Origin of the sequence: Streptomyces europaeiscabiei (genome assembly GCF_036346855.1) — a bacterium.
GTDB classification, from domain to species: Bacteria; Actinomycetota; Actinomycetes; order Streptomycetales; family Streptomycetaceae; genus Streptomyces; species Streptomyces europaeiscabiei.
Map to the genome: position 1 here is coordinate 5522066 of NZ_CP107841.1, position 15086 is coordinate 5537151.

14 protein-coding genes are annotated in these 15086 nt (G+C 70.4%); 6 read left to right on the forward strand and 8 right to left on the reverse strand.

What is annotated here, in order from left to right:
- Positions 1-199: 199 nt before the first annotated feature.
- The gene (locus tag OG858_RS24150) at positions 200-703 is read left to right on the forward strand and encodes a signal peptide protein (RefSeq protein ID WP_327744431.1); all 504 of its coding nucleotides are present in this window, start codon (positions 200-202) and stop codon (positions 701-703) included.
- 264 nt (positions 704-967) lie between these two features.
- Positions 968-1441, forward strand: a complete 474-nt coding sequence (locus tag OG858_RS24155; protein WP_086746661.1) for a carboxymuconolactone decarboxylase family protein — start codon at positions 968-970, stop codon at positions 1439-1441.
- Positions 1442-1605: 164 nt separating this feature from the next.
- Here OG858_RS24155 and OG858_RS24160 read toward each other — a convergent pair whose 3' ends face one another.
- The 6 genes from OG858_RS24160 to OG858_RS24185 form a co-directional block, all read right to left on the reverse strand.
- Positions 1606-1956 carry a hypothetical protein gene (locus OG858_RS24160; RefSeq protein WP_037690053.1) on the reverse strand — a complete coding sequence of 117 codons (351 nt, stop codon included), beginning with the start codon at positions 1954-1956 and terminating at the stop codon, positions 1606-1608.
- Positions 1957-2053: 97 nt separating this feature from the next.
- Positions 2054-3238 (reverse strand): Rieske 2Fe-2S domain-containing protein, encoded by a 1185-nt coding sequence (locus OG858_RS24165; RefSeq protein WP_319260591.1) that lies wholly within the window; start codon positions 3236-3238, stop codon positions 2054-2056.
- 82 nt (positions 3239-3320) lie between these two features.
- Positions 3321-4562, reverse strand: a complete 1242-nt coding sequence (locus OG858_RS24170; RefSeq protein ID WP_328544462.1) for a serine hydrolase domain-containing protein — start codon at positions 4560-4562, stop codon at positions 3321-3323.
- 125 nt (positions 4563-4687) lie between these two features.
- On the reverse strand, positions 4688-5647 hold the full coding sequence (locus OG858_RS24175) for a response regulator (RefSeq protein WP_327748633.1): 960 nt from the start codon (positions 5645-5647) through the stop codon (positions 4688-4690).
- Between the two features lie 14 nt (positions 5648-5661).
- Complete coding sequence (locus tag OG858_RS24180) at positions 5662-6888, reverse strand: sensor histidine kinase (protein ID WP_455681693.1); 1227 nt, start codon at positions 6886-6888, stop codon at positions 5662-5664.
- 165 nt (positions 6889-7053) lie between these two features.
- Positions 7054-8079 (reverse strand): LacI family DNA-binding transcriptional regulator, encoded by a 1026-nt coding sequence (locus tag OG858_RS24185; protein ID WP_319068701.1) that lies wholly within the window; start codon positions 8077-8079, stop codon positions 7054-7056.
- 483 nt (positions 8080-8562) lie between these two features.
- Between OG858_RS24185 and OG858_RS24190 the strand changes: the two genes are divergently transcribed.
- The gene (locus OG858_RS24190; protein WP_086747051.1) at positions 8563-10623 is read left to right on the forward strand and encodes an RICIN domain-containing protein; all 2061 of its coding nucleotides are present in this window, start codon (positions 8563-8565) and stop codon (positions 10621-10623) included.
- Here OG858_RS24190 and OG858_RS24195 read toward each other — a convergent pair.
- Positions 10578-11099 carry an SUKH-4 family immunity protein gene (locus OG858_RS24195; RefSeq protein ID WP_327724537.1) on the reverse strand — a complete coding sequence of 174 codons (522 nt, stop codon included), beginning with the start codon at positions 11097-11099 and terminating at the stop codon, positions 10578-10580. The two genes, OG858_RS24190 and OG858_RS24195, sit on opposite strands and share 46 nt — an antisense overlap.
- 582 nt (positions 11100-11681) lie before the next feature.
- Between OG858_RS24195 and OG858_RS24200 the strand changes: the two genes are divergently transcribed.
- Positions 11682-12443, forward strand: coding sequence for a GNAT family N-acetyltransferase (locus tag OG858_RS24200; RefSeq protein WP_319260608.1), 762 nt, complete (start codon positions 11682-11684; stop codon positions 12441-12443).
- A gap of 351 nt (positions 12444-12794) precedes the next feature.
- Here OG858_RS24200 and OG858_RS24205 read toward each other — a convergent pair whose 3' ends face one another.
- Positions 12795-12992: a hypothetical protein gene (locus tag OG858_RS24205; RefSeq protein WP_328544461.1), complete on the reverse strand. Its 198-nt coding sequence runs from the start codon at positions 12990-12992 to the stop codon at positions 12795-12797.
- Positions 12993-13750: 758 nt separating this feature from the next.
- Between OG858_RS24205 and OG858_RS24210 the strand changes: the two genes are divergently transcribed.
- Positions 13751-14503 carry a GntR family transcriptional regulator gene (locus tag OG858_RS24210; RefSeq protein ID WP_327724538.1) on the forward strand — a complete coding sequence of 251 codons (753 nt, stop codon included), beginning with the start codon at positions 13751-13753 and terminating at the stop codon, positions 14501-14503.
- 86 nt (positions 14504-14589) lie between these two features.
- Positions 14590-15081, forward strand: coding sequence for a hypothetical protein (locus OG858_RS24215; RefSeq protein WP_327724539.1), 492 nt, complete (start codon positions 14590-14592; stop codon positions 15079-15081).
- The last annotated feature ends 5 nt before the right edge of the window (positions 15082-15086 follow it).

A 15086-nucleotide genomic window follows, 5' to 3' on the forward strand; every position in this document is an offset into this window, starting at 1 on the left:
TGAGGTCGGAGAATGTCTAACCCAAGAGAGGGGAAAATGGCCAGACGGGTGCCGCGGTGGCCGACATTCCACAATATCTCTTCACTACCTGGCGGTAGTTACCGTCTTCGAGCATCCCTTCGTAATCTTGGAACACCCCTGGCCGGTGCCCAGTGATGGGGCCCGGCCGGCCCCCCACGATCACGAAGGATCCGCGCACGTGTCGTCCAAGAACAGCCGTTTCAGGATCGCCCTCCTCGCCGTGACCGCGGCGGCCGCCGCTCTCGCCCTGGCGGGACCCGCCGCCGCGGCCACACCGCGCACCGCCACCACCGTGTCCACGGCCGACCAGGCGTCCGCCATACCCGTCGACTTCGTCGACCTCGCCACCGGCCCGCTCACCGCGGACGGCGAGAGCCACACGGTCACCCTCACCTACCGCAACGACTCGGCGGCGGACCGGACCGTCGCCCCCCAGCTTCTGGTGGAGTCACAGGACGCCGGACCGTTCCTCGACCCGACCGACGTCCAGGTCGAGCGCCGCACCGCCGACGGCTGCTGGAAGGCCGTCGGCCTCGGCAGCCAGACCGGCACCCTCTTCACCGACCTGACCACCGCGCGGCGCACCCTGCCCGCCGGCGGCACCCTCACCGAGGTCTACCGCGTCACCGTCACCGACCCGGCGGCCGAGGGCACGCTCCACCCGAGGATCGCCCTCTACTGACCGTCCCCCGCACCGCCTACGACCAGGGCCTCGCCCCGCTCCTCGGAGCGGGGCGAACCCGTCGGCCTGGGCGCCAGGCGCCGGCCCGGCAGGCTCCCGGCCCCTCCGCACGACCGCCCGTACGACCACCCCTACGACCACCTCTGCGACCGTCCATCGACGGTGACGATGTGCGTGACGGGGGTCACGTCCCTACGTGTCACATCGAACCGGCCCGGTCCGTCCTTGTGTTGTCACCGCATACGACGGCACAAGGAGCCCGCCATGGAAGCGCGTCTGAACCTGCTCGCCAACCCGGTCGCCGGGAAGCTCGTCAAGCACCTCGTCGGGGCCGGCAAGGCGGTCGACGAGACCGGCCTGCCGATCACCACCCAGGAGTTGGTGCGGATCCGCGCCAGTCAGATCAACGGCTGCGGGTACTGCCTCGACATGCACACCAAGGAGGCCGCGCACGCCGGGGAGACCGCCCAGCGGCTGCACCTGGTCGCCACCTGGCGGGAGGCCAAGGTCTTCACCGATGCCGAGCGCGCCGCGCTGGAGCTGGCCGAGCAGGGCACCCGGATCGCCGACGCGGCCGGCGGTGTCCCCGACGAGGTCTGGGCGAACGCGGCCAAGCACTACGACGAGGATCAGCTCGTCGCCCTGGTGGCGCTCATCGCCCTCATCAACACCTTCAACCGGCTGAACGTCATCCTGCAGCAGCCTGCGGGCGACTACCAGGTCGGCATGTTCGGCTGACCTCGGCATGGCAGGCCGACATCGGCCCCTCCGGCCGACCAGAGCCTCAACGGCGCATCCCCAGACCGTGGAAGGGCCTGGGGATGCGCCGTTCTCCGCCCGGTCATCCCGGTCGGTCGGCCGGCCGACCCGGTCGACACGGATGACGGCCGGGCGCAGTCGCGTTACGCCCCGTCCCGCTGTGCGAACTGCAGGGAGAGGGACCGCAGGACGTCGGTGGTCGTCGTATCGGTCCGCCCCTCGTCGTGCACCTCGGCAAGGTGGACGAAGGCGTAGGAGAAGCAGTTGGCCAGGGCCACGATCGCCGGTCCCAGGGCATCCGTGATGATGCCCGTGGCTTCCCGGGCGCTCGCGTCGGCGGGCAGTTTGATCTCGGGCAGGGTCTCCGCGAGCAGCGCGGAGACAGCTCCCGTCAAGGCCACTTCGGCGTCCGGGTTCTCGCGAACCTGCCGCCGTATCTCGATCGCTTCGGTGAGGATGCCGACGACTCGCTGCATGATCTCGGATTGCTCCATGGGGGGAGCCTAGGAGCGGTCGCGTCGTCGGGCGCGGTGAACCCACTGGTTAGGCCTGCACAAAAAGCCGGCGCGCACGCGGCCGGCCACCTGGTTCTCAACGGGCCCGGCTCGCTTCCTCGAACCGTGTCGCCCCGCCCACACCCTTTCCCGGCTGCACGGGCCGGGGCGGCACCATGCCGTCGCCGGTGCTCCTCGACGGCACTTGGTCGTCGCCCGTGCTTCCCGAAGGCACCTGGCCGTCGCCCGTGCTTCCCGACGGCACTTGGCCGTCGCCCGTGCAGCCCGACGGATAGAACTGCGCGTACCACCGCCGCAGCGCCCTGATCCCCTTCTCGTGCGGAAGCAGCACGGGCCGGGCCTGGTGGATCTTGTGGTCCCAGATCCGGACCTCCTCGCGCACCTCACCGAGCGCCTCGGCCCGGAAGACGAGCTTGAACAAGGGGGTGAGGAAGGGCAGCCAGGCCGGTTTGCGGAGGTAGTACAGCATCCGCAGCTCGCTGGTGCGGTCGTCGACGGGCGTGCTGAGCGCGACGGCCGTCACCGACAGCACCGGCCCGTGGGCCCGGACGACCATCACCCCCGGCCCGTACATGTACGCGTCGAACGTGTTGTGGATGTCCCAGCCGAACACCCGCCGGCTGATCGTCCCCCGCGCCTCGGCGAACGGCCCGTCCTCCCGCCACTCCTGGACCGGCGGTTCGCTCTGACCGTGGATGAAGTGGAAGTGGGACTCGTCGACGATGTTCTCGCGCATCTCCTGGATGTGGATCCGCGCCCGGCAGGTGTCGTCGATCGGCGCGGCGAAGTCCCGGGACCCCGTCTCCTCGATCTCCGGCACCTCCCACGAGGGCTCGCCCGGCCCGGCGTACACGAGGACGAGTCCGCTGTGTTCACGCACCGGAAGCCCGCCGATCGACACCTTGGGGGTACGGGCGGCGAACGGCGCCTCCACGCACCGCCCGTCCGCCCCGAACCGCCACCCGTGGAACGGGCACTGAACCGTCCCGTCCACGACCTTCCCGCCGACGCCCAGATGCGCGCCGTAGTGCGGACAGTGCGCGTCCCGCACGGCCGCCCGCCCGTCCGGCCCCCGGAACGCGATCAGCGCCCGCCCGAAGTAGTGCAGGCTGACGACCTTCCCCGCCCGCAACTCCCCGCTCCGCAGCACCGCGTACCACCCGTACGGCACGCTGGGCATCGGGTACTCGTCGGCGCGTGGATCACGGGGCAGAGCCGTCGCGTCGAGGTCGTTGTTGTCATGGCGCCGACGAATTCGCATGCGATCGATGCTAACGGTGGTCGTGATCGTTGACCCCCAACATGTCTCATGTGCACGGCAGTTGGCGCTCGGGAGAAATCCGCTACGACGGCATGCCGTAGGCGGCCACCATGACGTTGAGGGCCACCCTGTTCACGTCTCTGCCCTTGGCATCCGTGGAGTTGACGCTGTAGACGACGGTGCGGGAGCCGTCGCGGGTGGACGCGATGGCCGCGTTGTAGCCCCAGCGACCGCCCGTCTTGCCCCACACCTCACGCCCGCCGAGCATCTTCCTCGCGAGCCCGGCGGCGAACTCGGCGGGCTTGCCGCTCGTGAAGTCCGCCACCTTCGGCACCGTGAACATCTCCTCCAGTACCGGCCCGCGCGGCACGATCCGCCCCCGGAACAGCGCGTTCGTGAACCGCTCCAGATCCGCCGTGGTCGAGACGATGTCACCGGCCGCCCAGCCGTCCGTCACCCCCCACACGGTCACGTCCCGCAGCCCGGTCGTCCCGTCGTCCAGCGTCATCCGCTGATAGCCGTGGTTGTGCGGGCCGACGATCCGTGGATCGGTCCCCGGGAAGTACGTGTCCCGCAGCCCGAGCGGCTTCAGCACCCGCCGGGCGACCTGCCGCTCGTACGAGTCCCCGGTCACCCGCTCCACCAGCAACCCGGCGATGGTGTACCCGATGTTGAGGTAGTGCTGCCGCTCACCCGGCGCGAACTCCCGCTCCTTCGCCGTGGCCGACAGCACCATCTCCTCCGGCTGGTGGATCCGGAAACGGTTCGCGTACCACTCCTCGACCGTGGTCCCCGATGAGTCGGCCGCCGGGATGCCGTGCGTGTGATTGAGCAACTGCCGGACGGTGACACCGCCGTACGACGCCGGGATCAGCTCCGGCAGATACGAGCGGGCACTCCGGTCGAGGTCGACCTTCCCCTCGGCGGCCAGCTGCAGCACCACGGCCGCCGTGAACACCTTGGTCACGGACCCGGCCCGGAAGCGGGCGTCCGGATCGGCGGCCCGGCCGGTCGTCAGGTCGTGCACCCCCGAACTGCCCCGCCACCGGCCGTCGGTACCCCCGACGCGTACGAGCGCGGCGGTGGCGTCGGAGGCGGGGAGCCCGGCGATGGCGGTCTCCATGGCGGTGGCAAGTTCGGGGTCCGTCTGCGTCTGCGTCTGCGTCTGTGATTGCGATTGCGACTGCGACTGCGACCGTGCGGAGACGGTGTCTGTGGCGGCGGACGAGGACGAGGATGAGGCGGTGGCGGGCAGGGCCGCCGGTCCCGTCACCACCCCCAGGACGAAGGCGGCGGCGAGCAGCGTGCGGGTGGCGCTCTTCATGATCAACTCCGTGGATGTGAGCCGGTGTTCGCGACCGGTCGTGGTCGCTCTCGATGGCTCCATCCTTCTGACCGGCGGCTTTTCGCGGATCGCCCGCACAGGGGGTCTTCGGGAGGCGGGTTCGGTCACTCCCTCGCCGACGCGGGGGAGGAACCGGGCCGGTGGACTCCCCCGGGCGGGGGACCCGCGGCCCCGGGGGGCGCGTCACCGGCCGAGATCAGCCCCGTCTCGTACGCGCAGATCACCGCCTGGATACGGTCCCGCAGCCCGAGCTTGGCGAGCACGTTGCCGACATGCGTCTTGACCGTGTGGTCGCTGACGACCAGCTCGCCGGCGATCTCGGCGTTCGACAGCCCGCGCGCCAGCAGCAACAGCGTCTCCCGCTCCCTCCCCGTCAACGCGTCGAGCCGGGGATCGGGCCGCCGGGCCCGGGCGGCCGCAGGCCGGGTGTACTGCTCCACCAGCCGCCGCGCCACGGACGGCGCGAGCAACGAGTCACCCCGCGCCACGACCCGAACGGCATGCACGAGGTCGTCCCGCCGGACATCCTTGAGCAGAAACCCGCTCGCCCCCGCGTGCAGCGCCTCGTACACGTACTCGTCGGAATCGAAGGTCGTCAGCATCACGACCCGACAGACACCGCCCGCACGGCCCCCGCTGTTCGCATGGCCCCCGCTGTCCGCGCTGTTCGCATGGCCCCTGCTGTCCGCGCCGTCTGCACGGCCCCTGCTGTCTGCGCTGTTCGCATGGCCCCCGCTGTCCGCACCGTCCGCATGGCCTCCGCTGTCCGCACCGTCCGCATGGCCTCCGCTGTCCGCACCGTCCGCACGGCCTCCGCTGTCCGCGCTGCCCGCACGGCCGCCGCTGCCCGCACAGCCCCCGCCGTCCGCACTGATCGCCCGGCACGCCTCGATCCCGTCCATCCGGGGCATCCGGATGTCGAGCAGCGCCACGTCGGCGCGGTGCCGCCGCACCGCCTCGACCGCCTCCGCCCCGTCACCGACCTCGGCAACCACCTCGATGTCCGGCTGGACGTCGAGGATCAGCGCGAACCCGCTGCGCACCAGCTCCTGGTCATCGGCCACGACCACCCGGATCGTCAACGCCCCGCCTCCGCCACGGATGCCCTGTCCGCGAGGGACGCCACCGGTATCCGCACCCGCACCTCGAACCCCCGCCCATCGGGCCCCGCCCCGACCTCCGCCGTACCCCCGTGCGCGGCCGCCCGCTCCCGCACCCCGACGAGCCCATGCCCACCGCCGCCGTACCCGCCCTGGGGACCGCGCCCGTCATCCGTCACGCGAACACCCAAGTCCATTTCCCCATAGGTGAGTTGAACGGATGCCGTACGGGCAGCCGCATGCCTGACGGTGTTCGTCAGCGCCTCCTGGACGATCCGGAAGACGGACGCCCCGACCGCCCCCGGAAGCTCCCGCTCCCGCCCCACCACCTCGTACCCGACCGCAAGCCCACTGTCCCGCACCCGGTCGAGCAGCGTGAGCAGGTCCGCGAGCACGGGTTGCGGCTCACGAGGCGCACGCCCCGGTGTGTACCCTTCGCCGCCCCTCTCGCCGCCCCTCTCGTCACCCTCCCGCAGCACGCCCAGCATCCGCCGCAGCTGGACCATGGCGTCCCGCCCGGCCTCGGAGATCGCGTCGAAGGCGGCCTCGGCCCGCTCCGGAGCGGTACGCACCGCCACCGGCCCGGCCTCCGCCTGCACGATCATCAGGCTCACCGCATGGGACAGGATGTCGTGCATCTCGCGGGCGATCCGGGCCCGTTCACGCGCGGCGGCCTGCTCGGCCTCGACACGGTTCGCCCGCTGACGAGCATCGGTGAGCCGCCCGAAGACGTACGCCGCCGCGAACACGAAGGCGGAGAAGGTCAGTTCACGGGCCGACCGGCTGTTGAGCCCAACGCCCACCGGCACCGCGACCAGCACCAGCAGCCCGGTGACCATCCGCTTCCACGGCGACGACAGCGCGGCGATCGTGTAGACGATCACCAGCCCGTTGTACGGCAACGGCTGCCCGGGCCCGTCCAGCGCCAGCTTGTACACCATGCTGGTCACCAGGATCGACAGCAGCACGGCGAGCGGAGCCCGCCGTCGCCACACCAGCGGCACCACGGTCAGCGTCGTCAGCCCGTACGCCGCCCATGTCGCGGGCGGCAGTCCGGCAGCCCGCGGCACCACGAACGGCATCGTCATCGCCCCCTGCACCAGCAGCGCGACCCCGACATCCACCACCCACGGATGAGCGTCCCCGAGAGCCCGCCCCCGCTCCCACCACCCCCGCGCCCCGCGCACTCCCCGTAAGCCCGTCACGATTCCCCACCGTAACGGGCGCGGCGCACCCGCCGACGACGGGACTTGCCCAACCGCAGCCGCCCCCCGGATCCCGCCCCCCGGACCCCCGGCCCCCCGCCCGTGTCAGCCCGAAGTCCCGCCCGCCGCCACCCCGTACAACCCGGCACGCACCCGCCCGAGACCCTAGACGCCGCGCGCGATGCCCGGCGCCGGTGCCGTACTGCGGCGCCGTACCAGCCGCGTCGGCACCAGCGTCGTCCCGTGCTCCTGCTCCCCCTCGTCCTCCTCGCCCCCGCCCTCCCGCATCTTGCTGAGCACTCCCTCCACACACAGCCGCCCCACCTCGGCGAAGTCCTGGTGGACGGTGGTGAGGGGCGGCAGGAAGGAAGCGGCCTCGGGGATGTCGTCGAAGCCGACGACGCTGACGTCCTCGGGAACCCGGCGCCCGCGCTCGTTCAGGGCCCGCAGCAACCCGAGGGCCATCTGGTCGTTCGCGACGAACACGGCGGTACAGTCCGCCTGTTCGGCGATCCGCAGCCCGGCCCGGTACCCCGACTCCGCGGACCAGTCGCCGCGCACGAGGGGCGGCACCTCCCGGACGCCCGCCTCGTCGAGCGTGGCGCGCCACGCGTTCGCCCGCCGCTGCGCCGCGAAGGAGTCCTCGGGCCCGGCCAGATGCCACACCGTCCCGTGCCCCAGCTCCAGCAGATGCCGTACGGCGTCCCGCGCGCCGCCCGCCTGGTCGGTGTCGACGACGGTGTACCGGTCCCCGGCGTCCGAGTCGGCGACCACGACCTGCACACCGGGCGGCACCGACACGGTCGCCGCGTCGAGCAGATGGACCTCCATGATCACGATGACGGCGTCCACGGCCAGCTCCCCGAGCCGCGAGAACGCCCCGTTCACCTCGTCCTGCGTCGGCACGGCGACGGGCAGCAGTGTGACGGCGTACCCCTCCCGCGCGGCGGACGTGGCGATCGCGTCGAGCGTGCGGATGTTGCCCAGGGTGGAGAGGGAGAAGGTGATCACGCCGAGCGTCCGGAACTCCCCGCGCCGCAGCGCCCGCGCGGCGCTGTTGGGCCGGTAACCCAGCTCCCGCATCGCGGCGAGCACCTGCTGCCGGGTGTCCGCGTTGACCCCGGCGAACCCGTTGGACACTCGGGAGACGGTCTGGGACGAGACCCCGGCGAGCCGCGCGACGTCGCCCATGGAGGGCCCCTGCCGGGGCCGGGCGGAACGTCTCCTCGTACTACGACCGTCGGTCGCGTCCACCTGGTTCCCCCGACTCTTCCGGCTCGTGCGGCTGGTGCGGCTCATGAGGCTCACGCGGCTTGTGCGACTCTTGCGACCCGTCCGGCTGTTCCTGCTGTTCTGGCTGCTCCGGCCCTTGCGGCTCTTCCGACCCTTCCGGAACGACTTGTTGATCTCTTACGAATCCTTGACCGCCGCGATTCGGACAGTGTAGACATCCGCCTCAGTGAATGTTTACGTAAACATTCACTGAGACAAACCATACGAGAGCGCGCCGAACCACCTCGAAGCGAAGTAAAAGCTTCGCTCGAACCGCTGTAAAGACGCTTCGCACCGAACCGCTGTAAAGACGCGTCGTACCGAACCGCACCACGGCTGAACGCCGGCCCCGATCTCCGTGTCTCGCCGGGACGCGGCACACGGAAGAGTTGGAGTACTCGAATGGCACACCGCACCCGTACGAGACGGCTTTTCGGGGCCATCGGCGTCACGGCCCTGGCCACCGGAACCGTCATGGCCACGACCTCCCTGCCGATGGCGCACGCCGACACGTCGGCCGCCGTCGCCTCGGTGACGGTCCGCCCCGATCCCTCCTACAAGGGCGACAGCTTCGAGGGCTGGGGCACCAGCCTGGTCTGGTTCGCCAACGCCACCGGCGACTACCCCGCGGACGTACGCGAAAAGCTCGCCGACCTCCTCTTCGGCGAGGACGGCCTCGACCTCAACATCGCCCGCTACAACATCGGCGGCGGCAACGCCCCCGACGTCAAGGACTACCTGCGGGCCGGTGGCGCGGTCGAGGGCTGGTGGAAGGCCCCGGCGGGCACCACCCGCGAGGACGTCGACTGGTGGAGCGCCGACGACAAGAACGACTGGAACAACGACGCCGACGCCACCCAGCGCTGGTGGGTCGACCGCATCAAGAACGACATCGACCACTGGGAGACCTTCAGCAACTCCCCGCCGTGGTTCATGACGGAGAGCGGTTACGTCTCCGGCGGCTTCGACTCCACGAAGGACCAGCTGAAGGCCGACTCGGTCGACGACTTCGCCAAGTACCTGGTCGGCGCCACCGAGCGCCTGGAGAAGGCGCACCACATCAAGGTCGACACCCTCGACCCCTTCAACGAGCCCAACACCAACTACTGGGGCACCAAGCTCGGCGCCGACGGCCAGCCCACGGGCGGTCGCCAGGAGGGCGCCCACATCGGCCCCGAGCTCCAGCAGAAGGTCATCAAGGCACTCGCCCCGGTCCTGGAGAAGTCCCGTTCGGACGCGGAGATCTCCGCGATGGACGAGACCAACCCGGGCACCTTCGCCACGAACTGGAACTCCTACCCCCAGGCCGTGCGCGACCTCGTCGGCCAGATGAACGTCCACACCTACGGCACCAGCCAGCGCACCACGGTCCGCGACCTCGCCAAGGGCGCCGACAAGCCGCTGTGGATGAGCGAGGTCGAGGGCGACTGGGGCGACGGTCAGAGCTTCACCGACATGCGCCCCGGACTGGGCCTCGCCCAGCGCATGGTCGACGACCTCCGCGAGCTGGAGCCCCAGGCCTGGGTCTTCTGGCAGCCGGTCGAGGACTACGACAACATGAAGCCGGGCGGTGAGTCCGCCAAGGGCGGCAACTGGGGCTCCATCCAGCTCTCGTTCTCCTGCAAGTCGTCGGACACCCTGCAGTCGTGCCCGATCTACACGAACACCAAGTTCGACACGGCCCGTAACTTCACGCACTACATCAAGCCGGGCGACCGCCTCATCAAGACCAACGACGAGTCGAGCACGGCCGCGGTCGCGAAGAAGGGCAAGAAGGCCACGGTCGTCCACGTCAACAGCACGACGGCACCCCGCGCGGTGACCCTCGACCTGTCCAGGTTCGGCGACGTCGGCAAGCACGCGAGGGTCACCCCGGTGGTGACGGACGCCGCCGGCAAGCTGATCCGCCAGAAGGCCGTGGAGGTCACGGACAAGAAGGCCACGATCACGGTCCCGGCCCAGTCGGTGACGTCGTTCCTGATCAGTAACGTCTCGGGCGTGGACGCTGCCTCGGCCGAGATCCAGGACGACCACACCTACACTCTGACGGGCTTCCAGAGCAACAAGAACCTCTCCGTCGCCGCCGACGGCAAGAGCCTGGTCATCAAGACCCCGAACGCGACCAACCCCGCCGGCCAGCGGTGGACCCTGGACCGCATCGGTGACGCCCCCGCGGACAACCGCACCCGCTACGCCCTGACCGAGGCCTCCTCGAACAAGCGCCTGGCGATCCGCAACGGCTCCCTGGTGGCCGAGGCCGAAACGGGCACCGGCGACACCGCCGCTCAGTGGATCCTCTCCACCACGGGCGACGGCACCTGGACCCTGGTGAACGCGGCCACCGGCCAACTCGCCGACGTCGGCGGCCAGTCCACGAACGACGGCGCCGGTGTGGGCGTCTGGTGGCCCAACTCGGGCTACAACCAGCGCTGGAAGCTGACGGACGTGACACCGGCCGGCTGACGGCACAGCCAGGCCCTACGGCCGACAAGGAAGCCCCAGGCACTGCCTGGGGCTTCTTCGTGCCGGGCGAGCCATGCGACCGAGCCGCCCGTACTCGTACGACCACTCGGCCCGGCAACTCCCCCACACGCGATCCGTCGTCGTCGCCCGGAACCACCGTACGGCGGGCGGCCTTCGGGGCGGGATGCGGTTCCCTGGGCGTTGAGCAGCCAGCCGATGACGGGCCAATCGCCCGCGTCCTCCGAGGCGTCCTCGAAGTCCTTGGCATCGACGACGTCCTGGACGAGGGGCAGCCGACCGGAGTCCTCGTCGGGCTCACGCAGCGAAAACGTCCCGGTGGGGACGCCGACGGTCTGCAGGAGGCGGGCGCCCTCGGTGTCCGCGGCGGAGGGCGGGAAGGCGGTGGCGGGCAGGGCCGCGAGCCGGTCCTCGCCGAAGATGCCGGCCAGTTCGCCGCGGGTGACGTCGAAAAGCACTGCCGGAACTCCTCTCTTCAAAATGTGCTGATGTCAGCGAACCAGGGACTCGCGGAGCTGCCGAATCAAGGTATGCGGGCGGGTGGTGACGGCGAAGGTCTGACTCCGTTGCGCCGATGGGCTGTTGCGGGGCCGGTGCAGCCTCCCTGTGAGAGCGTGGGGAGTACTCATCAACTGTGCTGCGGCCACCCCCGACAGGCCCATGGAGGGTCCTGTCGGGAGCCGGTCCGATGACCTGCCTGTGCTGGGACGTTTTACGCGCGCCCACAGGATGTGCGCCGTTCCGGGCGAGGTCTGAACCGACTGACGGCAGTCCGGCGCGGTCGGGGGTGTCGGCTCGCCGTCGAGGGCGCGGCACAGGGCGGCGTGGAGATGCTCGGCCTCGGTGTTCGGCAGCACTTGTTTGGGCTCCAGTGCATGGGGTTGAAGTGGCTCCCGCGGAGTAAGAAGTTGATCTGGCTCCACTTGGCTGTCGGCGGCCACTTCACATTCCCCAGGTACGGCCAGATACGTGATCACAGTCGGTGATCGATGAGGGCTGGGTCACAGCGGGCCTCCAAGAACGCCTGGTAAGCACGGCGTATGGAGGAACTTGCACGGCTCAGCGATATCGAGCAGGCCACGGCCGGCGACGGACATCCGGTCTGGGCCGCCCAGGGACCAGGCGGTGACGGCCTGGGGCCGGGGGTACGGGCCTGGTGCCACGGCGCGGCGCTGGCGGTGGCGAGCCCGAACCCTCAACAGGACCGGCTTGCGGTCAAGGGCGACGGCGCCGACGTGGCCGTGTTGGTGCGGCGGATCCTGGAGGAGATCGGCCCGTCCTACCGAGTCTTGGGGGAAGCTGCCTTGATCGATGCGCTGGTGCGGCAGCTGCCCAACCTGGTGCCGGTCCACAACTTCTTCTGGATGGAGGCCACGTCCCCATCCGGTGCCGCCGCCCCAGGCGTGCGGTGGCTGAACGCCCGAGAGGAGAAGGAGGCGACCTCGCTGTTCGACCGCTTCTTCCCTGACTCCTACGCGCAGCCGGGACGCGCGGGCATGCGCCGCTGGGCCGGGGTCGTCGGCGAGGTGGACAGCAGCGTCGGGGTGAAGCCGCTAGCGGTGGCGGCGGACGCGTGGTCCGCGGCCGGCTGCGGGTTCATGGGCGGGGTGGTCACCCACCCCGCCGCACGCGGACGCGGCCTTTCGCGGGCCGTGTGCGGCTTCGTCGTGGACGCCCTCGTCAACCAGCACGGCCGCGCCGCGCTCATGGTGCTCACCGGTAACGCGCCGGCCATCGCCACGTATGAACGCCTCGGCATGACCAAGCGCCTGTTCGGGGCGGCGCACATCTCGGCCCGGTGAGGCCAGGGCTTCACCGTGGCAAGCCGACGCGGGCCCGCTCACGCGGAGTGATCACTGGCGGCCAGACAGCCGTCACCGGCCAGCGGAACCACCCGATCGAAGTGGGGCCAAATCACCTTGCTACAGGGGCGCGAACACCCTCCCCGCACGCCCATCCAGCCTGCCCATGGAGCCAAAAGAACTCGGTGCGGTGGAGCCCGAAGAAGTGCTCAGAGACAGCCTCGGCGAGAGTCAGAGCCAGCTCGGTGTCCGTGGCCTGCCCGCCGGTGAGACACAGGCGTAGCGGTACGGCGAGACGATTGTCGCCGGTGCGCCGTACAGGCCGACCAGGTGGGCGCTCGATGGTCCAGCTCATGACGCCGCCCTCCCGATGCGCGCGAGGCGGTACGTGCCCCACAGTCGCCGTCCGTCCTCGCAGCCGTCCTGTGCCTTGGGGGTGCCCCTGCAGCCGTCGGCGCACTTGCGAGTGTGCTCGAACCACAGGCGGTATGCGCGGAGCATGGGGATCTCTGTGCGGGGCGAGGCTGCGGTGTTCTGTCCATCGGTCATCAGCTTGCCTCCGCGAACTGCGTGGCTTGGCCGATACGTTGGTGCACCTCGGGCGGCAGGAGATAGGCACCCACGAGGGTGCTGCTGATGTCATCGGCGGTGATGGCGGGCAGTCCTGCGCGAGGTCGTGGAGGCGAGGTCCTGCGACGACGCGCGCTCGCGAGGAACGGGGCCCACATCTCCGGTGAGGGGCAGCGTGCCGGAGGGCTCGGGGTGGCCTCCGTGGAGGTGCCGATGTGCAGGTCAGGTGGCGGCGGGCGATGGGCGCCGGTCACATGCAGTCCGAAGAGCACTGCCCTGGACCAGGCAAGTGCCCGTGATACAAGGTGCATTGTCGATCTCCTGGTGGGTCGGCCATGCCCCGGGGCCGTGTCAGCGGTCGCCGGGGCTCTGTTGTGGCCTTGTTGATGACGAGCGCCCAGAGGCGGTCACCTTCGCCGGTGCGGCGATGCCCGTACGCGTCGGCGTCGGCGATGGCGGCCAGGACGGCTCTGCGCGTGGTCTCGCTCAGCTCCCGGGGGAGGTCCGCTTCCAGTCGGACACCGCCCGGGACCTCTTCGCGGCGCACCTCGGCTCCCGTGGCGTCGGCCAGTCGTGCGGCAATGCTCTCGGCCTTCGGACGCACGGATCTCCCAAGTGAGCGCGTGATCACACACCGTACTTCTACTTCAGTAGCTTCTACCTGATGCAGTAGCTTGTCAATGTCGTCGTCAACCGCACCATCAGCCCTGCGCGTTCAGGGCAGCACGGAGGGCCCTATGCCGCGAGAGGCCCCGTACCTCGATGTCGCGGACGATCTGCGCCGCCGGGTGAGGGCGGGCGACTGGGCCGTCGGTGAACGCCTGCCCTCCCGAGCACAGCTCGCCGAGGAGTACGGGGTGGGCCGCAATGTCACGCAACGTGCGATGGAACGCCTGATCATCGAGGGCATCCTGGAAGGCCGGGCCGGATCAGGCACCTATGTCCGAGCCGCACGTGAGCGGTTGCGCATGATCCGGTCCCGGCACCGTGAGCATCGAGGTGGTTCGCCATTCCGTGCCGACATGAACGAGCAGGGACGGCGCGGCACTTGGGAGTCCCACAGCCAGGCCCGCGTCCCCGCACCGGGGCACATCGCCGAGCGCCTTGCCATCGATCCGGGTGACCCCTGCGTCGTCACCCGGTACGAATTCCTCGCTGACAGCCAGTCCGTTCAGTTGTCCGAGTCGTGGGAGCCGATGGCCGTCACCGATGGGACGCCGATCGTCCTGCCCGAGATGGGGCCGCTCGCCGGTATGGGTGTGGTGGAGCGGATGCGTTCCATCGGGGTCGTCATCGAGACAGCCGTGGAGGTGCCGCGGCCGGGGCGGGTCACCCAGGAAGAGGCCAATCTGCTGGGTGTCAGCGTTGGTGAGCTGCTGACCCGCATCGAGCGCACCTACTACGACAGCGACGGTCGTCCCGTCGAGACGGCGGACATCACCGTGCCGGACGTGCGTTGGGAAATCGCCTACGAGATCTCGATCGAGTGAGCCGCGCGCCGACCGCGTACGCGCCGACCGCGATAACATCCGCGCCCTGACGTCGACTTGACCTCGACCTGAAGGGGGCGAGCGCTGTGACGACCATCGCGGTGACCGGGCACCTGGACCTGACCGAGGGCACCGTGCCTCTGGTGCGGGCGGCTCTGGATTCCCTGCTCGGGCCGTACGCCGTCGGGGGGCGGCTCGTCGGGGTTTCGTGTATCGCCAAAGGGGCCGACACCCTGTTCGCCGAGGCCGTTCTCGCCCTCGGCGGGCGGCTGGTCGTCGTCACCCCGTCGCGTGACTATCGCCGGAACACGGTCGAGGCCGAGCACGGGGTTTCCTACGATCGGCTCGTCGAGGCCGCCGGGGAGGTCGTCGTTCTTCCCTACGAGACGGCCGGCCGGCAGGCGTACGAGGCCGCCAACGCGGTGCTCGTCGAGCGGGCCGATCGTCTCGTCGCCGTATGGGACGGCGCTCCGCCCACCGGCAGCGGCGGCGGCACCGCAGATGCCGTTCTCGAAGCGCGGGCGGCCGGCATCCCCGTGGATGTCGTATGGCCGGACGGGGCCGCGCGGCGAGGGTGAGGGGC

Coding starts and splice junctions, on each gene's coding strand:
- OG858_RS24155 (WP_086746661.1), top strand. CDS start 968: ATGGAAGCGCGTCTGAACCTGCTCGCCAACCCGGTCGCCGGGAAGCTC.
- OG858_RS24190 (WP_086747051.1), top strand. CDS start 8,563: ATGGCACACCGCACCCGTACGAGACGGCTTTTCGGGGCCATCGGCGTC.
- OG858_RS24185 (WP_319068701.1), bottom strand. CDS start 8,079: ATGGGCGACGTCGCGCGGCTCGCCGGGGTCTCGTCCCAGACCGTCTCC.
- OG858_RS24200 (WP_319260608.1), top strand. CDS start 11,682: ATGGAGGAACTTGCACGGCTCAGCGATATCGAGCAGGCCACGGCCGGC.
- OG858_RS24160 (WP_037690053.1), bottom strand. CDS start 1,956: ATGGAGCAATCCGAGATCATGCAGCGAGTCGTCGGCATCCTCACCGAA.
- OG858_RS24205 (WP_328544461.1), bottom strand. CDS start 12,992: ATGACCGATGGACAGAACACCGCAGCCTCGCCCCGCACAGAGATCCCC.
- OG858_RS24165 (WP_319260591.1), bottom strand. CDS start 3,238: ATGCGAATTCGTCGGCGCCATGACAACAACGACCTCGACGCGACGGCT.
- OG858_RS24170 (WP_328544462.1), bottom strand. CDS start 4,562: ATGAAGAGCGCCACCCGCACGCTGCTCGCCGCCGCCTTCGTCCTGGGG.
- OG858_RS24210 (WP_327724538.1), top strand. CDS start 13,751: ATGCCGCGAGAGGCCCCGTACCTCGATGTCGCGGACGATCTGCGCCGC.